This is a genomic window from Streptomyces sp. NPDC111507, from assembly GCF_055638955.1.
Map to the genome: position 1 here is coordinate 204,830 of NZ_JBVKBU010000013.1, position 20,991 is coordinate 225,820.

Genomic DNA, 20,991 nt, shown 5'->3' on the forward strand with positions numbered 1-20,991 from the left:
CCTTCACACGAAGCGCCTCACGGCGCAGTACGGCCGAGCCCCTCAGCAGGGCCGTCCACCGAGAGTACGGGCCCGTTTCCCCCCGCTGTCAAGGCTGTCCATACTGTGAGCCGTACGTCTCAAGTCGGTTGACGCACAACCGGATGCCTGTTCCACTTGGCCCATGCATCCACAGCAGTGGCTGGTCAAGCGCTCCCACATCGACTTCGGTCGCGTGTGGTCCTCTTCCTGTTGAGCTGACCCACTGCGCGCCCCGATCGCTTGATCCCTTGATCAATCCGATCGCCTGATCCCTTGGCCGACCGGGCGCCCTTCGCGTTCTCCCTCCCTTTCGCCTTCACACGCGCACCCTCCCCTCGGGTTCTGCTCACTCTTGCTCTCAGGAGACCGCACACCATGCGTACGTCCACGCGTACCCGTTATCGGCATTTTGCCCCCTTTGCCATCATCACCTCGGCGGCCCTGCTCCTCACGGCATGCGGCTCCGGCTCGGACGACACGACCGGCACCGCCGCGCATGCGGCGGCCAAGGCCGACAAGATCCCCACCACGGACGTCGTCTCGGACATCCCGAAGGACGAGGCCGCCGCCAAGCTGCTCCCGTCCGGCGTCACCCACCTCACCGTGGCGGTCGCCGTCGGCGGTACGCCACCCGGCACGACGTATCTGGACGACGGCAAGACGCTGACGGGCCAGGACGTCGACTTCGCGGACGCCGTGGCCAAGGCGCTCGGCATCGAACTCAAGACGGAACAGGCCGGCTTCGAGGCGATCCTGCCGGCCCTGGACAGCGGCAAGTACGACTTCGGGGCCAGCAACTTCGGCGTCACCGACGAGCGGCGCAAGACGATCGACTTCGTCACCTACATCAACGACGGCCAGGGCTTCGCCACGCGCTCCGACAGCAAGCTGGCCAAGATCACCGACCTCGGGCAGCTGTGCGGTCTGAACGTCGCGACCGGAGCGGGCACCACCTTCGAGGCGACGCTGGAGGAGAACAAGAAGGTCTGCACCGACGCCGGCAAGAAGGCGTACAAGGTGCAGACCTACAGCGAACAGGGCGCGATCTGGTCCTCACTCCAACAGGGCCGCAGCGACCTCGTGATGAGCACCATCAACGGACTGCGCTACGCCGTCGCCCACCAACAGGGCGTCAAGTTCCTCAACGAGTACCACCGCCTGGACGTCGGCTTCGCTTTCAAGAAGGGCACGAAGCTGGCACCGGCCTTCCGGGCAGCGGTGAACAAGCTGATCGCGGACGGCACATACGACAGGATCCTCAAGAAATGGGGGACGACGGGTTCCGCGATAGAGAAGTCACAGATCTCGCCGCCGGAACTGAAGAACTAGAACCCTTCCCGCCACGGACACGGCCGCCGGGCACACGCCCGGTCGCCGCGCGCCGCCGTATACGAGTTCTGTCACAGTCCGCAGTCGCAGCACGAGCAGCATTCACAGCACTCGCAGATCTCACAGGCCTCGCAGCAACTGCAGTCACAGTCGCAGTTGCCGAGGCAGCCCTCGCGCCTCCTTCGCGACCACGGCCCCTCGAACTCGTCGGCACAGCACGCCTTGCAGGTGCAGCACACGCCGATCGCGGCCGCGCACCCGGCCCAGAAGCCTCGCCTGCCGGGCCCGGGCGGCGGGAAGGAGGGAGCGCCACCGAAGGGGTTGCCGCCACCGCCGTAAGGATTCCGCCCGTCGTACGGGCTCTGCGGGTTGTACGGCTCACCGTGCTGCGGCGGCCCGAAAGCCCCCCGCGCGCCGTCCGTGTGGTCCTGGTGCCCGCACCCTGAGGTCCCGAACGCGCGGTCCACCGACCGCCCCAGCTCGTGCACGAGCAGCAGATGCGCCAGGTTGCCGTCCGTATCGTGCTTCTCCGGGGTGACCCCGGACCTCCAGGCCACCTCGCGCAGCGCGAGCCGTATCCCGTGCAGCGCGTCATCGGCGAGCCGGCGCGCCTCCACGAGCGAGGTGCCGGTGGCCGTGAGCGGGTTCCACGCTCCCGACGCGGCGTCAGTCTCCCGGTCCTCCACGGCGTCCAGCAGATGCGCGAGCCGACCGAAGAGCCGGCCGGCCTCGGCGAGCGGCTCGGCGTTGTCCGGCCGCCCGGCCAGGACGGCCGTGTGCGCGAAGGCGGCGGCGGTCGCGGTCTCGGTGGGCTCGGTGACCGTCAGCAGCGGCGTCCCGGGACCGGCGAGCGCCTCGATGCCGACCTGCCGGTCGACGGCGTCGACGAGTACGGCGGTGTCGAAGCCCACGTCGGATCCGGTGCGGGCCCCTGCGCGCCCCCAGCTCGCGGCGACCCGGCGGGCCGCGAGCGCCACCGGCCTGCGTGCCAACAGCCCGTCCCCGTCCGCCACGTGGTCGCGCACCTTGGCCGAGGCCAGCACCAGCGAGACGGCGGCGGCGAGGCGGGCTCCCTCACCCTGCGCGACGGACGCGGTCCGCATCCCGCGCAACGGGCACGGCCCCGCCGTACGCCGCCACCCGGTGGCGCGCTCGGCCTGAGCCTCCGTCAAAACCGATATCAGCAGCCCGTCGTAATTGGTGACAACCCGAGCGAACTGTCCGTGGTCTCCGCGCAACGCGAGACAGAGTCCGCACAGATGCGCCATCCACTGCGCTTTGAGCCCCTCACCGAGGCGGTGGCTGCAGGGCCTCACGATTCCGAACATGACACTCCCCCGTGCCTCGTACGACGTTGAGCTGCGGCATCGTACCGACCCCTTCGTTCACCCGTACGCCCTACCCATCACCCGAACGCCGTCGAGAATCATATTTCACTCACAGTCAGCAGCCGTACACGGCAACACCCTTGGGGCACCCGGGCTCTCGACGAATTCGCTGTGCACCAGTACCGTCACGAAACCCCCGCGCGGCGTCTATCCACTTGGCGCGACATCCGCATCATGGACGACCATGGGGATGCGGAAAGCAAGAAAGACCGCTGTGAGAGGAGGCGTCCATGGGATCGGTGCGCAAGGCGAGTGCCTGGCTTGGCCTCGTCGACGACAACGATGACGAGCGTTACTACGACGACGACAACTACGCCGAAGGACAGGACTCCGGCGATGCCTGGGTCACGGACCCGCGCGTGAAGGTCGCGTCCGAGACGGCGGAAGAGACAGGCCGCCGGATCGGCACGGTCACCCCGGACAGCTTCCGGGACGCACGAGGCATCGGCGAACTCTTCCGGGACGGCGTCCCGGTCATCATCAACCTCACGGCCATGGAGCCCGCCGACGCCAAGCGCGTGGTGGACTTCGCGGCCGGCCTGACCTTCGGCCTGCGCGGCACCATCGAGCGGGTCGCCACCCGGGTCTTCCTGCTGACCCCTGCCAACACCGAGATCGTCAGCGGCGAGGCCCCGGGACGCCCGACGGACGGCTTCTTCAACCAGAGCTGAGGCAGGGCCGCTCACCGGCCCTGCTCTCCGGTGCTCGACTCACCGAAAGGCGTCGAGTCCGGTGAGCGCCTTGCCCAGCACGAGTTGATGCATCTCGACGGTGCCCTCGTAGGTGAGCACCGATTCGAGGTTGGTCGCGTGCCGCATCACGGGGTATTCGAGCGAGATCCCGTTGGCGCCGAGGATGGTACGGGCGGTCCGGCAGATCTCGATCGCCTCCCGTACGTTGTTGAGCTTGCCGAAGCTGATCTGCTCGGGACGGAGCCGTCCCGCGTCCATGCGCCGCCCCAGATGGTGGGCGAGCAGAATCCCCTTGTGCAGTTCCACCGCCATGTCGGCGAGCTTGGCCTGGGTGAGCTGGAAACCGCCGATGGGGCGTCCGAACTGCTCGCGCGTCTTCGCGTACTCGACGGCGGCCTCGAAACTGGCCCGCGCGGCGCCCATCGAGCCCCACACGATCCCGTACCGCGCGTGCGACAGACAGCTGAGCGGGCCCTTGAGCCCGGTCACGTCCGGCAGTACGGCGTCGGCGGGCAGCCGGACGTCGTCGAGTACGAGCTCACTGGTCACGCTCGCCCGCAGGGACCACTTGTGCTTGATCTCGGGAGCGGAGAACCCGGGGGCGTCGGTGGGCACGACGAACCCCCGGATCCCGTCCTCGCTCTGCGCCCAGACGACCGCGACCCCGGCCACGGACCCGTTCGTGATCCACATCTTGCGCCCGTTGAGCACCCAGTCGCCGCCGTCGCGCTTCGCGTACGTCCGCATGGCGCCCGGGTCGGACCCGTGGTCGGGCTCGGTCAGCCCGAAGCACCCGATGACCTCACCGGCGGCCATGCCCGGCAGCCACCGCTGCTTCTGCTCCTCGCTCCCGAACCGGTGAATGGCGTACATGGCGAGGGAGCCCTGTACGGAGACGAGGGACCGGATGCCCGAGTCGGCGGCCTCCAGTTCCAGACAGGCGAGCCCGTACTGCACGGCGGTCGCGCCCGCGCATCCGTACCCCTCCAACGACATCCCGAGCGCCCCGATCCCGCCCAGTTCGCGCGCCAGCTCCCGGATCCCGGGCAGCTCGCCCTTCTCGTACCACTCGGCGACGTACGGCAGCACGCGGTCCGCGGCCCAGGTCCGTACGGTGTCCCGGATCGCCAGGTCCTCCGGGTCCAGAAGGTCGTCGAGGCCGAGGGGGTCGGTGGGGTCGAAGGGCGGGAGCTTCGGGGACGCGGACATGGGGGCAGCCTCCGGCACGCTAAAACTAGCACCGCTAGTTACGGTCTCGCCCCGACGGTACGACCCAGCGTCCCGCACGTCCAGTACCTCCCTCTCCCACGCACCACCCGTTTCCACCACGCTGACAAGTACGGGTCCCCCGCGGGGGTGAAGCGCCATCGACGGCTTCCGGTTCGATCCAGGGCGCTCGGCGGTCCCCGAGAAGCCGCAGCCGCCGACGGACGGGCAACCCCCACGGGAGACCCGCACGTATCGACAGGGTGGAAACGGGTGGTGCGTGGGCGGAGAACCCTTCGCTACGCCGAGACGCGCGACTCCGCGACCCCCCGGGGCGCCGGAATCTCCGCCGAGCCCGCCGCAGGCGCCCCGCACTCCATGACCCGAGGCAACCGCAACGCCATCCCCGCCCCCAGCAACAACAACCCCGCACTGACGAGCAACGTCACATGCAGCCCGTGCACAAAGGAGTCCCGAGCCGCATGACGCAGGGCCGCCCCCCGCCCCCCGCCAAGCCGCGCGGCGACGTCGTACGCCTCCCCCAACGAGTGCCCCGCCGCAGCGGAGTCCCCCGGCGAGATCCCCGGCACGGACGACAGTCCAGGCGCGTACGCCGCGTTCATCACGCTCCCCAGAAGCGCGATCCCGATCCCCGCCCCCAGCTGGTACGAGGTCTCGCCGATCGCCGCGGCCCCACCCGCCTGCGCCGGCGGCGCCTCGCTCAGCATCGACTCGTACGCCCCGAAGAGCGTCGTCTCCAGCCCGAACCCGAGCAGCACGAACCCGAACAGCAGCAGCCCGGTGTTGTCGTTCCCTCCCATCGCGGTGAGCGTGACCACGGCCACCGCCGTGACACAGAACCCGAAACAGACCATCGCGCGTGGCCCGAACCGCCGCAGCAGCCGTGCCCCCGCGAGCCCCGCGGCCATCGCCGCGAAGGTGAGCGGCAGCAGGCGCAGCCCGGTCTGCAGGGGCGAGAGCCCGAGGACCAGTTGCAGGTACTGCGCGGCGATCAGCTCAAGCCCGACCAGCGCGAGCATGGCGAGGACGATGCAGCACACGGACGTACTGAACGCGGGCCGCGAGAACATCCGCAGGTCCACCAGCGGATGCGTACGGCGTCGCTGACGCCGTACGAAGGCGAACATCAGCGCGCCGCCCACGAGCAGCGGCGCGAGCGTGAACGGACCGAACGGCGCCTCACCACCGCCGAGCCGCTTGACTCCGAGCACGAGCCCGAAGAGCCCGGCGGCGGCCATCAGGGCACCCACCACGTCCCAGGGACCATCGCGGTCGCCGTAGGACTCGGGCAGCAGCAGCCGTCCGATCGGCAGGCTGATCAGCATCAGCGGGATGTTGACGAGGAAGACCGATCCCCACCAGAAGTGTTCGAGGAGGAACCCGCCGAGCAACGGCCCGACCGCCGCGCCCACCGCGGCGACCGCGCTCCAGATGCCGATCGCGAGCGCCCGCTCCCGCCGGTCGGGAAAGACCTGGCGCAGGATCGACAGGGTCGCGGGCATGATCATCGCGCCGCCGACGCCGAGCAGGGCGCGCGCGCCGATGAGGACCTGGGCGCTGTCGGCGAGCGCGGCGATCCCGGAGGCGATGCCGAAGAGTCCGTATCCGAGGAGGAGCACACGTCTGCGGCCCACCCGGTCACCCAGCGTGCCGAAGAGGATCAGCAGCGCGGCGCAGACGAGCGGGTAGACGTCGACGATCCAGAGCAGTTCTATCGCGCCGGGCTTGAGGTCCTCGGTGACGGCGGGCACCGCGACGTGCAGCACGGTGGCGTCGAGGGCCACGAGGAGCAGGCTGACGCACAACACCACGAGGACGACCCAGCGGTTGGCACCGGCCCCGGCCTCCCGACGGCGACGCGCGGCGGCCGTGGTCGTCCCGGACATGTACGTACCTCCCAGATGTTCCCTCGCGTTCGGCGATCCGCTGGGTGGGGACTCCCTGCGGCTGCGGTCCAGGAGGAGCGGGGTCCCGGACGCACGCATCAAAGGCGAGTGAGCGGCCAGCGTACGCGAGTTCCTGTCGCATACACGTGGCGGACCTCTCACGTTCTCCTTGCCGAGCATGTGGCGTACGACACGCTCCCCCTGGGGCACCACGCCCCGGACGGCCGTCCGGTTCCGCCCGCCGTCGATAATCGAGCCCGTGACCGATCTTGAGACGCCCCTCGCGACGCCGCCCGGCGCGAGCGCGCCACGCCGGGCCGCGCCCGCCCTCCTCGGGTACGCCGCGGTACGGGCCCTGGGCGTCCTCACGCTCGCCCTGTGGAGCGCGGCGAACGGCAAGAGCGCCCACAAACTGCTGACGGCCCGCTGGGATTCGCTCTGGTACACCCGCGTCGCCGATCTCGGCTACGGCTACGAGGTGCGGCTGCCAGGCGGTGACGTGCACTCGAACCTCGCGTTCTTCCCGCTGCTGCCCTGGCTGGAGCGGCTCGTCTCGGCGCTCACCCCTCTGTCGTACGCGGATGCCGGGCTGCTGGTCAGCATGCTGGCCTCGCTCGCCGCGGCCTGGGGCATCTTCGCCGTCGCGGACCACGTGTACGGCCCCCGCGTGGGCGTCTTCGCGGTGCTGGTCTGGGCGGTGCTGCCCGTCGGCATCGTGCAGTCGATGGCGTACAGCGAGTCCCTGTTCACGGCGCTCGCCGCCTGGTCGCTCTACGCGGTGCTGACCGGCCGCTGGGTGACGGCCGGTCTGCTCGCCGCCTTCGCCGGCCTGACCCGCCCGGTGGGGGCCGCGGTGGTCGCGGCTCTGTGGGTGGCGGCCATCGCCTCGTTCGTGCGGGATCGGAGCGCGCACCCCGCGCACGGCGCGCCCGTGCTCCGACGCGCCCTCGGCATGCTCCTCGCGCCGCTCGGCGCCGCCGGATATGTGCTCTGGGTCGGCCACCACACAGGCAAGGGGCCGCTCGGCTATCTCGACGTCCAGGCGGGCTGGCGCAACGGATTCGACGGCGGGTACGCGTTCGCCCGCTTCGTGGGCGACAAGTTCACGTCATTTCCGTCCGCTCTGGCCGGCGTCGGACTGATCGTCGGAGTCGCACTGATCGTCTGGCTGTACGTGACGTGTGTACGACAGGGCCAGCCACCGGCGCTGCTGGTGTACGCGGGGATCGTCGTCGCGCTCGCCCTGTGCGCGTCGAGTTACTTCGGCTCGAAACCGCGCCTCCTGCTGCCCGCTTTCCCCCTCTTGCTCCCCCTCGCGCTGGCCCTCGCCCGACTGCGTACGTCCAGGTCAGCGCTGATTCTCGGTGGCGTGGCGCTCGCCTCCGCGCTCTACGGAGCGTTCTGGCTGAACGGCTCCGGTCCGCCATGATCCACCCGCTGACGCTCGGTGAGCGGCTGGAGAATTTCACCCCAGGATTCGGTGAACGAATTCAAAAGTGGCATAAAACAGAAGCCCGAGCCGATCAATGGAATTGAAGGATCGGGGCGTCGATGATTAGAGAATCATTGGAATTAAACGTCACCCTGAGAGGAATCCCACATCACATCGTCATCACAAAGCGAGTGATTCGGCCTGGAACGCAGCTCACTCGCTGTAACGTCGATTGAGTGCGTACCGAACGAAACCTCACCCGTCTGGACCGGGTCTTCGCCCGGTTGGACCGTGAGCCGGAACGGCCGGCGAACATCGATGTGCCGAAGATGAGCAGGCACAGGGTTGTGCTCTTCGGAGCCACCCTGGCCTTCTACGTGGCCATCGTGTGGGCCGTTGCGATCACCTCGTGGCTGGTCCGGTTCGACTGGCAGGTCATGTTCTTCCGGCCCTATCAGCAGTGGCCGGAGATCCACGCGTTCCTCGACTACTACGTGGTGCTGGGCCAGCGCGGCCCCACCGCCGTGATGGTCGCCGCGTGGCTCGGCTGGCGCTCCTGGCGGCAGCACACCCTGCGCCCGATGCTCACGCTGGGCGCCTCACTGCTGCTGCTCAACATCACGGTCGGCGCCGCGAAGCTCGGCATGGGCCGCCTCGGCCCGCACTACGCCATCACGATCGGCTCGAACGAAATGGGTCTGGGCGGCGATATATTCCCTTCGGGCCACACCGCGAACGCCGTCGTGACCTGGGGAATCCTCGCCTATCTGGCCTCCACCCCGCGGGCGAGGCGCTGGCTGTCGGCGCTGTCCGCCGTGACCTCGCTCGGCGTCGGCCTCACCACCGTCTACCTCGGTACGCACTGGCTGAGCGATGTGCTGCTGGGCTGGGCCGCCGGTCTGCTGATCCTGCTGGCGCTGCCGTGGTGCGAGCCGCTGATCGCCCGCGCCGAGACCGGTCTGTTCACCCTGCGCGACGCCTGGCGCGCCCGCCGCGGCCGTGCGGTGCCCGTCCCGGCCGAGGCTCCGGTCGGCGCCCCGGTCGGTGCGCCCGTGCTGGTCAAGCAGTCGGTCCCGGTGGACGAGGAGGCTCCGGCGCGGGGTGCGGTGCCCACCGCCCGCCCGCCCCGGGCGCCGGTCTACCTGGCCCCCGGACCCCACACGGCCCGCTCGGAGCGCACCCCGGTCACCCCGGTCCGCAGCCGCCGTCCACCGCACGCGGACCGCGTGGCGCGCACCACCACGACGTCGTCCGCCCGGCCGCTGACAGGCGGCTGAGGCACAACGGGCGGATCATGGAGAACAGCGGGGCCGGTACGCACAACCTCCCCGCACGGCGAAGGCCCCCGGCTCGTGAGCCGGGGGCCTTCGCGCATTCCGTGGACTCTTCGGCCTCCCGGCCCGCCTGGACCGGCCTTCCTGGACCGGCCTGTCCGGATCCGCCCCCGTGGATCGGCCTCCGTGGCCTCAGCCCTTCCAGCAGCGAGTCACCCGACCGTCGGTGACCTCGAAGTTCAGCCGCCCCGTGCGGTACTCCATGGTGATGATCGCGCCGGGCGGCAGCGAGCGCACCGTGGACCAGCCGTGCTCCCGGGCGCGGTGCTCGGCGCTCCTCGCCTCCAGGCCGACATAGGCCTCCGGACTGTCCTGGGGCTCTGCGGGCGGGCTGGGAATGGGTGCCATGACCGCCACGTTAGGCGGACGACCGCGGCGGGGGAAGTCCGGGCCGCGGACCATGCGTCACCCGCGCCCCTCCGGTCACGCTTCTGTCACAGGATCACGACACTCGTTTCGGCCGAACTCCGTCACACGTACGAGGGGTTCCCTACGTGTCCCGCACACCTTCGAACGTAATTCGGGACTACCTTGACGCCGTCCCGAATAACCCAATGGAAAGTGCGGAGTCACCCGTCGAGATCCCGTGGGGGACGCCTTTCCATTCCGATTCCGGGGCATGTCGCGGAAGCTGACACCGCATAGGAAATGCACGGTTCCAGCACAGAACCCCCGCACACCCTCTGTCGGAGCGCGGAGCGATGCGAGCACCACGGCGTGAGCTTCAGGCAGGCCCACGGCGCGACAGCGAAGGGGCGAGCAATGGGCACGGAGACCGCGCAGGCGACGGCGCGACCCGTACACAGGAGGCAGCGACCGGGGCGGGTCGCCGTGGACTGGCTCACCACGACGGACCACAAGAAGATCGGCCACCTCTACCTGATCACGTCTTTCGCCTTCTTTCTCATCGGCGGTCTGATGGCGTTGGTGATGCGCGCCGAACTCGCCCGGCCCGGTCTGCAGATCGTGGACAACAACCAGTTCAACCAGCTGTTCACCCTGCACGGCACGATCATGCTGCTGCTGTTCGCCACTCCGACCTTCGCCGGCTTCGCCAACGAGATCATGCCGCTGCAGATCGGCTCCCCGGACGTCGCCTTCCCCCGCCTGAACATGCTGTCGTACTGGTTCTTCCTCTTCGGCGGCCTGATCGTCCTCGGCTCGCTCATGGTGCCCGACGGGCCCGCCTCCTTCGGCTGGTTCGCCTATGCCCCGCTCAACAGCCTGGAGCGCTCGCCGAACATCGGCGCCGACATGTGGATCATGGGCCTGGCGCTGACGGGCTTCGGCACGATCCTCGGCGCGGTGAACTTCATCACGACCATCGTCGGGATGCGGGCCCCCGGCATGACGATGTTCCGGCTGCCGATCTTCACCTGGAACATCCTCTTCACCTCGATCCTCGTCCTCTTCGCGTTCCCGGTGCTCGCGGCGGCGCTGCTGGTCCTGGAGGCGGACCGGCGCTTCGGGTCGGTGGTGTTCGAGGCGGCCAACGGCGGCGCGCTGCTGTGGCAGCACCTGTTCTGGTTCTTCGGGCATCCCGAGGTCTACATCATCGCGTTGCCGTTCTTCGGGATCATCACGGAGATCCTGCCGGTCTTCAGCAGGAAGCCGGTCTTCGGCTATCTGACGCTGGTCGCCGCGACGATGGCCATCACCGGTCTGTCGATCGTGGTGTGGGCGCACCACATGTTCGCGACGGGCGCGGTGCTGCTGCCGTTCTTCTCCTTCATGTCGTTCTTGATCGCGGTGCCCACGGGGGTGAAGTTCTTCAACTGGAGCGGGACGATGATCAATGGTTCGCTCTCGTTCGAGACGCCCATGCTGTGGGCCATCGGTTTCCTGGTGTCGTTCCTGTTCGGCGGTCTGACCGGAGTGATCCTGGCCTCGCCGCCGATGGACTTCGAGGTCACCGACTCGTACTTCGTGGTCGCGCACTTCCACTACGTCGTCTTCGGCACCGTCGTCTTCGCGACGTTCGGCGGCTTCTACTTCTGGTGGCCCAAGTTCACCGGCAAGATGCTCGACGAACGGCTCGGCAAGATCCATTTCTGGACGCTCTTCGTCGGCTTCCACACGACGTTCCTGGTGCAGCACTGGCTGGGTGCCGAGGGCATGCCGCGCCGGTACGCGGACTATCTGGCCGCCGACGGCTTCACCGCGCTCAACACCGTCTCGACGATCGGCGCGTTCCTGCTGGGCATGTCGACGCTGCCGTTCCTCTACAACGTCTGGAAGACGTCCCGGTACGGCACGAAGGTCGAGAGGGACGACCCCTGGGGTTTCGGCCGCTCCCTGGAGTGGGCGACCTCGTGTCCGCCGCCCCGGCACAACTTCCTCACGCTGCCCCGGATCCGCTCCGAGAGCCCGGCGTTCGACCTGCACCATCCCCAGTACGGGGCGATCCCCCAGGGGAGCGCTCCAGCGCCCGGGACAGCCGGTCCCGGGCCGTCCTGATCGCTTCGGTGAGTCCGGCCGGCTCCAGGACCTCGAACTCGAAGCCCGTCAGCATCACGTGAATCACCATCACGTCGAGGCCGGCGGCGCCGGTGCGCAGGACGCAGCTGTCCTCCCCGGAGGCTTCCAGCGTCCCCGACGAGGGGGAGATCCGCTCGGCCGCCTCTTCCAGGGGCACGAAGAGCCGGACGACCGCCTGCGAGGCGTAGGCGCGCGTGGAGACCCCTCGGGAGACGTACGCCGCCAGATCCTCGGCCGGTGGCGTACGAGGGGTGAAGCGGGGTCCGTGCGGCGGCCTGGGGGTGATGCGGTCGGCCCGGAAGGTGCGCCAGTCGTCGCGGTCGACGTCCCAGGCGACCAGGTACCAGCGGTGTTCGGTGCAGACCAGACGGTGCGGTTCGACGGTCCGGCGGGTCGGGGAGCCGCCGTGGTCGCGGTACTCGAAGCGCAGCCGCTCCTCGTCGCGGCAGGCGTTGGCGAGTTCCGTGAGCACACTCGGGTCCACGGCGGAGGGCTGGGGGCCGCGCAGCATCGGCACGGTGAAGGCGTTGAGGGCGCTCACGCGGCGGCGCAGTCGGCTCGGCAGGACCTGTTCGAGCTTGGTGAGGGCGCGTACGGAGGTCTCGCCGATGCCCTCGATGCCCTGCCCGGCGGCCGTGCGCAGCCCGACCGCGACGGCCACCGCCTCGTCGTCGTCCAGGAGCAGCGGCGGCAGCTCGGCTCCCGCGCCGAGCTGGTAGCCGCCTCCCGTGCCCGGGCTGGCGTTGACGGGATAGCCCAGCTCGCGCAGCCGGTCCACATCGCGGCGGATCGTGCGGGGCGTCACGCCCAGACGGTCCGCCAGGTCGGCCCCGGACCATTCGCGGTGGGCCTGCAGCAGTGAGAGCAACCGCAGCAGCCGTGCCGATGTCTCCAACATGCCGTCGAGTCTGCCAGCCCTTGCGGACAACGACTGTCCGCAAGGCGCTCCTGGGCGCCGGGGGCGATCAGCCGGCCGCGGTGACCGTCACGGACAGATCGTTGTCCCGCGTGTAGGAGGGCCCGGCCTCCACCGGGCCGTACAGGGTCTTCACCGGCACCCTCGGGTGGATGAGGAAGGGGCGCTTGTCGGCGATGGCGTCGAGCAGCCGCGCGATCCGTACCCGGGGCCCGCCCTCCCCCGCCGGGCGCAGCCACAGGTCCCAGACGCCGGGCCGCAGGGCGTCGTATGCCACCGTGAAGCCGAACTCCGCCTGCTCCACGGCCACTTCCGCGCGGATCAGCGGACCGGCCGCGTCCCGGTGGCCGACCTCGGCACAGGCGTCCGGCGCGAGGGGAACGCCGTACACCCGGCCTCGTACGCCCAGTCCCCGCTCCCCCCGGTACAGCTCGACGGCCTCCGCGTGCGGGGCCCGCAGCCAGCTGCGCACGGAGAGGTTGCCGTGCCGGGTCGCGTACGGGATACGGACGGCGACCTGACCGAGGGAGCCGCTGGGGACCCGGTCGACGAGCGAGCGCAGGTCGTTGACACCCGGGGCCAGCCGTCGCGGCTCGCCTCCCGCGATCTGGGCGTAGGCGTCCCAGCGACCCTCGGGCAGGGCGACGCCGCTGGGCAGCGCGGCGCGCAGCCGGCCGTCCCCGGTGGGGGTCAGCGGCAGGCTGACCTCCTCGTGGCCCTCGCGGCGGCGCAGCACCAGCAGCGCGGCGCCCGGCTCGCCGGTCTCGGTGACGTCGAAGGTCAGTCCGCCCGCGGAGTCGGCGATGCAGTCGGCGCACGGGGGCGCGGCGGCGTCCGTGGGCACGGCGGCGTCCGGGTCGGCGCGGTGCCGAGCGGTCCGCGGGACCGGCGTCATCATGCGAGCGCCCTTTCGTGCGGGGCGGCACCACCAGGTCCTCCGTCGGATCCGCCTCCTGTCGGGATAGACCCCAGGCACGGGTGATGGGTTGCTTCTCATGTGCACATCAGGGCGCGCAGGACAGTCGAGGCACGTCAGGGCTCGTACGACAGTTGCGGTACCTCGAAGCAGTCGCTGTTCATGTCGCCCTGGGAGACCCAGCCCCTGCCGTCCTCCCAGCGGGCCACCGAGACGCAGGTCCGGCGGGTCTTCGGAGGCGTGGGCAGGCGCTCGGAGGTGACGGGGATGAGCAGGCCGTCGGCGGTGTACGGGGCGCCGCGGTTCATGAAGCGGTCGACACACGCGCGTGTGACACCCGTTTTCGCGCAGGACTTCGCGGCGTCCGTGAACCACATCGCGGCCGCCCAGCCCTCCAGCTGCCACTGGGAGTGCGCGGGCAGGCCCTTGGTGGCGTCCCGGAACGCGCGGACGGCGGCGTCGGAGGTGTCCTCGTAGTTCCGGCTGGATCCGGTCGCCCACAGGGCGTTGCGGCAGCGCGGGGCGTCCTTGTAGTCCTCAGGGACGGTGGAGATCCAGTTCTGCACGTTGGTGACCTTGGCGATGACCTTGGCACCGACGTCGTCCATCGCCTTGCACAGCTGGGCGTTGCCGTGCGTGTCGAGGGCGTCGAAGACGAGGTCGGCGCCCTGGTCCTTCAGATCGGCCGCGGCGGCGCGGAAGTTGGGCAGCGCGAAGTCGACCTGTTCGGTGACCACCTGATAGCCCTCGGCCTTCAGACCCCGGGTGACGAGCCGGGCGTACGCGGCCGACGCGGACTGGTTGTAGGAGATCACGGCGGCCGTACGGGCGCCCTGGACGCGCTTGAAGTAGCGGTAGACCTCCGTGCCGCCGTACAGCTTCCCGCCCCAGCCCGGTGTTCCCTCGCGGGGCGCGAGGCTGCCGTAGATCCCGTAGAGGTGCGGATAGGTGTCGTAGGCCGCGCCGATGGGCTGTCCGCCGATGTCGGGCACCCCGGCGGCGGACACGCGGGAGGCGCCCGCGTAGTCGAGGGCGGTGGTGGCGACGAGGGCGACGACCTTGTCCTCGTCGATGAGCCGGTGCACGCACTCGTTGTCGCCCACGCCGCTGCCGCCGTCGTCGCAGGTGCGCACCTCGACCGGGCGGCCGCCGATGCCCCCGCGTGCGTTGAGGCGGTCGAAGTAGGCCTTGGCCCCGTCGCGGGGGCCGGTGAAGGCGGAGCCTCCGACGGGGCTGGTCGCGCTGGTGACGATGCCGATACGCAGCGGGGCGGTGCTCTGCGGGGCGGGCGCGGTCCGGTGCTCGAAGTCGCTCTCGGGCAGGCGGCTGCCGCAGGCCGCCGTGCCCAGGACGAGTGCCGTGCCCAGCAGGAGCGGCAGGACCGCGGCGAGGACTCCTTCGGGAACTCCCCCGGGGCGCACGGCGGGTCAGCAGCCGGACGGGGTCGCGGATCCGTCGCCGCTCAGCGCGACCAGGGCGCAGAGGGTGTTGTCGGAGACCTTCCAGGTGCCGTTCTCGTAGACGGCCGTCCCGGAGGCGTTCGGCAGGGCGGTCGCGCCCTTCAGGGTCAGCGCGTACGTCACCTCGGCCACGGCCGGCGCGGTGAACACGACCTTCTGGACCTGGGCGGCGACCTGCTGACCGCGCTTGTCGCCGCTGAAGCCCTGGACGACCGTGGTCATCCTGTCGCCGTTCTCCAGGTAGTTCAGTTTGTCCTTGACGGGGACGGACGGGGAGAAGAACTTCTCCCAGTTCCGCCTGACCTGGTTCTCGGCCGCCGCCGGGTCGTCCGGCCCGGTCGGGCTGGGCGACGCGCTGCTGGGCCGCTCCACGGTGGGGGTGGGCACGGGAGTCGAACTCCCGCCGCCGCTGCTGTCGCCGCACGCCGTGAGGGCCCCGGCGAGGACGAACACGACCAGCGCCGCCACCCCCCGGCCGTTGTCCCGCCTGAGGTCGCTCCCGAGAACCATGCTGGCTCACCACCGGGTGTCGGTCCGGGCCGACCGCGCCCGGAGGTTTCAGGGTCAGCTTCCAGAAGGCATAGTGCAAGTCCATTGGCGGACTTGGAAGACAGACAGCCACACGACGTCTGGGAGCCAGGATGCGGACAACTCGACTGCGGACCGTGCACCCCGTGCTGTGGGCCGGGTGCGCCGCGCTGGCCGCCGGGGCGGTGCTGTGCGTCATCGGCTGGTACGGCGTCTCGGGCGAGCGGTACGCGGAACGGCAGTTGCCCTTCCTGGCGTCCTGCACGGTTCCCGGGGCCGCGCTGATCGTCGCGGGCGCGGTGCTGCTCACGCACGGCAGGAGCGCCCTGGCGGCGGCGCGCGTCGAGGAGTTGTACGGGCTGCTGGTGGCGGCCGAACCCGCCGACGCGGAGCGGTCCGGACAGGCCGTCGTCGCGCCGCTCGCGGTCAGCGGGGAGCTGTTGATGGTCCCCGGGGGCACGCTGTGGCACCGCGCGGACTGCCCGCTGGTCGCGGGGAAGCCGGCCGCCGTGCCGGTGGACTCCCGGGTGCTGGCGAGCGGGGAGTTGGGCCCGTGCCCGATCTGTGAGCCGCCCGCGGCCGAGCGGTCGCCCGCGCCGGAGCGGTGATGAGCGGTTCCCTGACGTACGACCTCACGCTGGCCGGGCTCTCGGTCGGCGGCGCGGCGGCGCTCACCGGGATCGGGCTGGTCGTCACCCACCGGGCGACCGGGGTGCTGAACTTCGCGCACGGCGCGATCGCGATGGTGTGCGCGTATCTGCTGCGGCAGTTCACGGTGGTGTGGGGCTGGCCGCTCGCGCTCGGTGCCGCGGTGACGCTGTTGTTGGTGGCCCCCGCGATCGGCGTGGCCCTGGAACGGTTCGTCTTCCGCCCCCTGTCCGTCCTCGGCGGCGACCCGGCGCAGACGCTGGTCGCGTCTCTCGGCGTCTTCGTGCTGCTGGTCGGCGGGGCCGCGCTGGTGTGGGGCACCGGGGCGCTCGCGGACGCGCCGACGCTGGTGCCGGCGGACCCGTGGGGGCAGTTGGCGGTCGCCGTCGCGCTGGCGGCCGGGGTGGGGGGTGTGACGCGCTGGACGCGCTTCGGCACGGAGCTGCGGGCCGTGGTCGACGACCGCTCGCTCGCCGTGCTCGGCGGCATCGACGCGGACCGGGTGGCCGCCGCGGGCTGGGCGTTCGGCTCCTTCACGGCGGGCCTGACGGGCGTGCTCCTGGCGCCGTACATACGACTCGATCCGTACGGCATGCCGTTGCTCGTCATGGAGGTGATGGCGGTGGCCGTCGCCGCCCGGATGCGCAGCCTGCCGGTGGCCGTCGTGGTGGCGCTGGGTCTCGGGGTCGCGCAGAGTCAGCTGACGCGGCTGCATCCGTCGGGCTGGGCGGAGCCGCTGCTCCAGGCGGTGGGCGCGAACCTGTTCGTGGTGGCCCTGTTGGTCGCGGCGCTCGTCCTGCCGGGGATCGGCGACCGGGACGCCCTGCCGCGTACGGCGACGGCCCGGGTGGCGACGCCGCCGGGCGCGTGGCTCGTCGCGGTCGTGCTGTTCCTGCTGCCGCTCGGCCTCGCGGGCTCGGACCTGCACACGTCGGTGCAGGTGCCCGCGCTGGGTGTGGTGCTCCTGTCCCTGGTCGTGGTGACCGGCCGCGGCGGTCAGATCTCCCTCGGGCAGGCGGCGTACGCGGGTCTGGGCGCCCTCTTCACCGCGCTGCTGGCCGCCGGCCGCTTCCCTGGACTGCCCCGGCTGCCCGAACTGGCCGCGCTGGCGGTGGCGGTGGTGCTGGTCGCCCCGCTCGGGGTCCTGACCGGCTGGCCGGCCATCAGCCGCCACGGCCTGGCGCTGGCCCTGGCGACGTTCGCCGTGGGGGTGGGCGTCAGCCGTTTCGTCTTCGCCCAGCCCTACGCGACCTCGGGGCTGTCCCTGGACCGCCCGGCGGGCTTCGACGGCGACCGCGCGTACTACGTGCTCGAACTGGGGCTGCTGGCGGCCGCGCTGCTGGCGACGGGGGCGCTGCGCCGGGGCCGTACGGGCCGTGCCCTGGCCGCGATGCGCGACCACGCGTCGGGCGCCTCCGCGGCGGGTGTACGGGTCCCCGCGCTGAAGCTGACGGCCTTCGTGGCGGGCGCCGCCCTGGCCGCGCTGGGTGGGGGAATGCTCGGCATGGGTGTGCGCGCCTTCGACGCGACGGCGTACGACCCGGTGCGCGGGCTGCTCTGGTTCGCGGCGGTCGTGGTCCTCGGCGCCGACAGCGCCCTCGGCGCGCTGGCCGCGGCGGCGTTGCTGGTGGGGCTCGACGCGGGAGCGCGCGGCGGGGTCGCCGCGGCGCTGATCGGGGTCCTCGCCGTGTTCGTCGGCCGCTTCCCCGGTGGCCCGTACGAGGCCGTGCGCACGGCGACGTCCCGGCTCCGGCCGCGCCGCGGGGCGACGCCGACCCCGCTGGGGGCGCGGGTGCGGCGGCGCCTGCGGGCGGTGGAGACGGGGCCCGCCGCCGGACGGCCGGACGGCACCGAACCGCAACCCGCCGCCGCGCCACCGGGCGTCGGTGACCGTCCGGGTCCCGACGGACGCACGAGGACGGCCCGAGGCCGGGGAGCCGCACCATCCGGGCGGGACACGACAGCACGCAGGCCGAGCGCCCCGCACACTCCGGCCGTGCCGATGCCCGGATCCCTGTTCGCCCGACGGATACGGGTCGCCTACGACGGGTTCACCGCGCTCGACGGGGTCGATCTCGAGGTCCGGCCTGGGTGGGTCACCGCTGTCGTAGGGCCCAACGGGGCCGGCAAGAGCACCCTGTTCCACTGCCTCGCCGGAACACTCCGGCCCTCGCACGGCAGGGTGCTGTTCGGCGAACGGGACATCACCCGGCTCACCGCGCACGCCCGGACCCGGCTCGGCATCGCGCGGACCTTCCAGCAACTGGCCGTCTTCCCCTCGTTGACGGTGGCCGAGAACGTCCAGGTGGGGGCGGAGCAGGGCCGGATCGCCGATCCCGCCGCGGCGGAACGGGCGTTGCGGCTGTTCGGGCTCGACGGGCCGGTCCGCGCGCTGCCCGCCGGGGGACTGCCGACCGGGACGCTCAGACGCGTCGAGCTGGCGCGGGCCCTCGCGGGAAGTCCGCGTGTGCTGCTGCTCGACGAGCCCGCCGCGGGCCTGGACACCGCCGAAGTGGCCGCGCTGGCCCGGGTGCTGCGCGCGCTCGCCGCGGACGGCACGGCCCTGCTGGTCGTCGAGCACGACCTCGATCTGGTCGCCGGCCTCGCCGACGTCGTCCATGTCATGACCGCCGGACGCGTCGTCACCTCCGGCCCCGCCGGCCACGTACTGGAACGGGGGCGCGGATGAACATCTCCCTGCGCCACGCGCGCGTGCGTTACGGCCCCCTGGAAGCCCTGCACGGCGTGACGCTGGTCGCGCCCGGCCCCGGCCTCACCGTGCTGCTCGGCCGCAACGGCTCGGGCCGTACGACCGCCCTGCGCGCCCTCGCGGGAACCGTGCCGCTGTCCGGCGGCACGGTCGTCTGGGACGGGGTGGACGTGACCCGGCTGCCCGCCTTCGAACGGGCCCGGCGCGGGTTGTGCCTGGTCCCGGAGCGCCGGGCCGTCTTCGGCTCGCTCACGGTCCGCGAGCACCTGGAGCTGACCGCGCCCGACTTCGCTCCCGTCCTCGTCGCCTATCCGCAGTTGGAGCCCCTCCTTCCGCGCCGCGCCGGCACCCTCTCCGGGGGCGAGCAGCGCATGCTCGCCCTCTCCCGCGCCCTGCTGGCACCCGCGCGCGTGGTGCTCGTCGACGAGCCCGCGCAGGGCATGTCACCGGCGGTCGCGGCCCGCACGTACGAACTCCTCGGCGGCCTCGACGCGTGCGTGGTGGTCGCCGAGCAGCGGCTGCCGCCCGGTCTGCGCGAACGGACGGGCCGTACGACCTACGTCCATGAACTGAGCCGGGGCTCGGTCGCGTTCAGTGGAGAGGCGGCCGAAGTGCGCCGCCGGCAGGCCTAGAACGTCCGACCGGGGTTCACCACGCGTGTGCGGTCCCGGAGTTTGTACCTCTTGGCACAGACGGGCCAGGCATCCCACCCCTGGGCGTCCACCACCAGTCTGGCGATCTTGATCTGTTCCTCCCGCCGGGCCAGATCCGCGCGCGGGACGCGACGGCCGCCCTCGCGGGAACGAGGGCGGCCAGGGTGGCGGCGACCACGGTCGCGGCCACGTACCGCATGCGCTTGTTCAACAGGGGCGCCGGCGTCGGCTCGAGGTGCATCGGGTCACGCTGGACAGCACACCGGGCACGTCCGCCCCGCCGCGCCCGGGACCCCACCCGGTCGGAGGACCGGGTGGGGCGGCGGGGTGGAGCCGGGGCTCAGAGGTCGAGCCGCTGGCCGGGCATGATCAGGTCGGGGTCACCACCGATGACCGCCCGGTTGGCGGCGTAGATCTTCCGCCAGGTCGTTCCGTGCCGCTCCGCGATGCCGCTCAGGGTGTCGCCGCCGCGGACGGTGTAGTCACCGCGGGACGCCGCGCGGTTCGTGTGGCCGGATGCGCGCGCCGGGGCCTCGGACGCCTGTGCGGGGGCCGACTTGGTCGTCGACTTGGTGGGAGTCGACTTCGATGTCGACTTGGGTGCGGCCTTGGGTGCCGACTTCGTGGTGGCCGACCCTCCGGACGACCCGGCACCCGAGGACGCGGGCGCGTTGCCGTACGCTCCGGCCCGCGCCGAACAGGTGGGCCAAGCGCCCCATCCCTGTGCGTTCTGGACCTTGGTGGCAACGGCTATCTGGGCACCCTTGGAGGCCTTGTCGGCGGTCGACGCGTAGGCCGTACCGCCGTACGCCCGCCAGGTGCCGGCGGAGAACTGCAGTCCTCCGTAGTAGCCGTTGCCGGTGTTGATGTGCCAGTTCCCGCCGCTCTCGCACTGGGCGATGCGGTCCCACACTCCGCTGTCGGCCGCGGCGGCGTTGCCGGTCGCGGCGAGCAGTCCGAGCGGGGCGAGCAGAGCCGCCCCGGTGAGGACCGCCGTCGTACGCGTCGTACGAACCTTACGAGTGTTATCGGCACATGCGGACATGTAGTTCCCTCTCGAAACACCCGGGATCCCCCAAGGCGGGGCGCGACTTCCTGCGCGTAGGACGCGGTCGTCGTGCTCCGCCCCGTCCGCCGGAGGTGGTGCTGCGAACCAGTCGTACGGTTCGGCCGGCGGACGTACCCGAGCGGTGCTCTGTGCACACGGCCGAGAAATCTATGGACACGGTCGCCCCGATATCAACCAACTCCATGTCATTCGAGGCCAGTTCACAGTTACCGCGAGTATCGGCGATTTTCGGCCACCCACTTCATAGGCTGATTTCAGGATTTGTCGACCAGCCGCTCAAGTGACCTGTGACCCACTTCACGGA

17 protein-coding genes and 1 pseudogene are annotated in these 20,991 nt (G+C 71.2%); 8 read left to right on the plus strand and 10 right to left on the minus strand.

The window, feature by feature from the left end:
- Positions 1-396 precede the first annotated feature (396 nt).
- Positions 397-1,350 (plus strand): ABC transporter substrate-binding protein, encoded by a 954-nt coding sequence (locus tag ACZ7M2_RS38095; protein WP_471599163.1) that lies wholly within the window; start codon positions 397-399, stop codon positions 1,348-1,350.
- Between the two features lie 71 nt (positions 1,351-1,421).
- On the opposite strand, the gene ACZ7M2_RS38100 is transcribed toward ACZ7M2_RS38095, so the two are convergent.
- A complete protein-coding gene (locus tag ACZ7M2_RS38100; protein ID WP_471599164.1) occupies positions 1,422-2,678 on the minus strand; it encodes a DUF5685 family protein in 1,257 nt (418 codons plus the stop codon).
- Between the two features lie 290 nt (positions 2,679-2,968).
- Here ACZ7M2_RS38100 and ACZ7M2_RS38105 point away from each other — a divergent pair, with 290 nt between their 5' ends.
- Positions 2,969-3,409: a cell division protein SepF gene (locus tag ACZ7M2_RS38105; RefSeq protein WP_352051383.1), complete on the plus strand. Its 441-nt coding sequence runs from the start codon at positions 2,969-2,971 to the stop codon at positions 3,407-3,409.
- A gap of 39 nt (positions 3,410-3,448) precedes the next feature.
- Here ACZ7M2_RS38105 and ACZ7M2_RS38110 read toward each other — a convergent pair whose 3' ends face one another.
- Together ACZ7M2_RS38110 and ACZ7M2_RS38115 are read right to left on the minus strand one after the other, a co-directional pair.
- Entirely contained in the window at positions 3,449-4,639 is a 1,191-nt protein-coding gene (locus ACZ7M2_RS38110; protein WP_403701924.1) for an acyl-CoA dehydrogenase family protein, read from the minus strand.
- A 296-nt stretch (positions 4,640-4,935) separates the two neighbouring features.
- A complete protein-coding gene (locus ACZ7M2_RS38115) occupies positions 4,936-6,543 on the minus strand; it encodes an MFS transporter (RefSeq protein ID WP_471599165.1) in 1,608 nt (535 codons plus the stop codon).
- Positions 6,544-6,802: 259 nt separating this feature from the next.
- On the opposite strand from ACZ7M2_RS38115, the gene ACZ7M2_RS38120 reads away from it, so the two are divergent.
- Complete coding sequence (locus ACZ7M2_RS38120) at positions 6,803-7,972, plus strand: glycosyltransferase family 39 protein (protein WP_471599166.1); 1,170 nt, start codon at positions 6,803-6,805, stop codon at positions 7,970-7,972.
- A gap of 239 nt (positions 7,973-8,211) precedes the next feature.
- Entirely contained in the window at positions 8,212-9,252 is a 1,041-nt protein-coding gene (locus tag ACZ7M2_RS38125) for a phosphatase PAP2 family protein (RefSeq protein ID WP_471599167.1), read from the plus strand.
- Between the two features lie 189 nt (positions 9,253-9,441).
- Here the strand turns inward: ACZ7M2_RS38125 and ACZ7M2_RS38130 are convergent, their stop codons facing one another.
- A complete protein-coding gene (locus ACZ7M2_RS38130) occupies positions 9,442-9,657 on the minus strand; it encodes an I78 family peptidase inhibitor (RefSeq protein WP_352051378.1) in 216 nt (71 codons plus the stop codon).
- Positions 9,658-10,071: 414 nt separating this feature from the next.
- Here ACZ7M2_RS38130 and ctaD point away from each other — a divergent pair, with 414 nt between their 5' ends.
- Positions 10,072-11,766 (plus strand): aa3-type cytochrome oxidase subunit I, encoded by a 1,695-nt coding sequence (gene ctaD, locus ACZ7M2_RS38135; RefSeq protein ID WP_471599168.1) that lies wholly within the window; start codon positions 10,072-10,074, stop codon positions 11,764-11,766.
- Here the strand turns inward: ctaD and ACZ7M2_RS38140 are convergent.
- The 4 genes from ACZ7M2_RS38140 to ACZ7M2_RS38155 form a co-directional block, all read right to left on the minus strand.
- On the minus strand, positions 11,648-12,685 hold the full coding sequence (locus ACZ7M2_RS38140; RefSeq protein ID WP_471599169.1) for a helix-turn-helix transcriptional regulator: 1,038 nt from the start codon (positions 12,683-12,685) through the stop codon (positions 11,648-11,650). The two genes, ctaD and ACZ7M2_RS38140, sit on opposite strands and share 119 nt — an antisense overlap.
- A gap of 67 nt (positions 12,686-12,752) precedes the next feature.
- Positions 12,753-13,598, minus strand: coding sequence for a hypothetical protein (locus ACZ7M2_RS38145; RefSeq protein WP_471599207.1), 846 nt, complete (start codon positions 13,596-13,598; stop codon positions 12,753-12,755).
- A gap of 137 nt (positions 13,599-13,735) precedes the next feature.
- Complete coding sequence (locus ACZ7M2_RS38150; protein WP_471599170.1) at positions 13,736-15,040, minus strand: ABC transporter substrate-binding protein; 1,305 nt, start codon at positions 15,038-15,040, stop codon at positions 13,736-13,738.
- 6 nt (positions 15,041-15,046) lie between these two features.
- Positions 15,047-15,589 (minus strand): MTB12 C-terminal domain-containing protein, encoded by a 543-nt coding sequence (locus tag ACZ7M2_RS38155; protein WP_471599171.1) that lies wholly within the window; start codon positions 15,587-15,589, stop codon positions 15,047-15,049.
- Positions 15,590-15,720: 131 nt separating this feature from the next.
- Between ACZ7M2_RS38155 and ACZ7M2_RS38160 the strand changes: the two genes are divergently transcribed.
- From ACZ7M2_RS38160 to ACZ7M2_RS38170, 3 genes are read left to right on the plus strand one after another with little or no spacing between them, the layout of a single operon-like run.
- Positions 15,721-16,215 carry a hypothetical protein gene (locus tag ACZ7M2_RS38160; RefSeq protein ID WP_471599172.1) on the plus strand — a complete coding sequence of 165 codons (495 nt, stop codon included), beginning with the start codon at positions 15,721-15,723 and terminating at the stop codon, positions 16,213-16,215.
- Positions 16,215-18,944: an ABC transporter permease subunit gene (locus tag ACZ7M2_RS38165; protein WP_471599173.1), complete on the plus strand. Its 2,730-nt coding sequence runs from the start codon at positions 16,215-16,217 to the stop codon at positions 18,942-18,944. Before ACZ7M2_RS38160 ends, ACZ7M2_RS38165 begins: the two co-directional genes overlap by 1 nt.
- Entirely contained in the window at positions 18,941-19,597 is a 657-nt protein-coding gene (locus ACZ7M2_RS38170; protein ID WP_471599174.1) for an ATP-binding cassette domain-containing protein, read from the plus strand. The genes ACZ7M2_RS38165 and ACZ7M2_RS38170 overlap by 4 nt, the downstream gene beginning before the upstream one ends.
- Here the strand turns inward: ACZ7M2_RS38170 and ACZ7M2_RS38175 are convergent.
- Both ACZ7M2_RS38175 and ACZ7M2_RS38180 read right to left on the minus strand, forming a co-directional pair.
- Positions 19,594-19,749, minus strand: a pseudogene (locus ACZ7M2_RS38175) (transglycosylase family protein); the annotation flags it as partial. The gene ACZ7M2_RS38170 and the pseudogene ACZ7M2_RS38175 sit on opposite strands and share 4 nt — an antisense overlap.
- Before the next feature lie 209 nt (positions 19,750-19,958).
- Entirely contained in the window at positions 19,959-20,663 is a 705-nt protein-coding gene (locus tag ACZ7M2_RS38180) for a transglycosylase family protein (protein WP_471599175.1), read from the minus strand.
- Positions 20,664-20,991 lie beyond the last annotated feature (328 nt).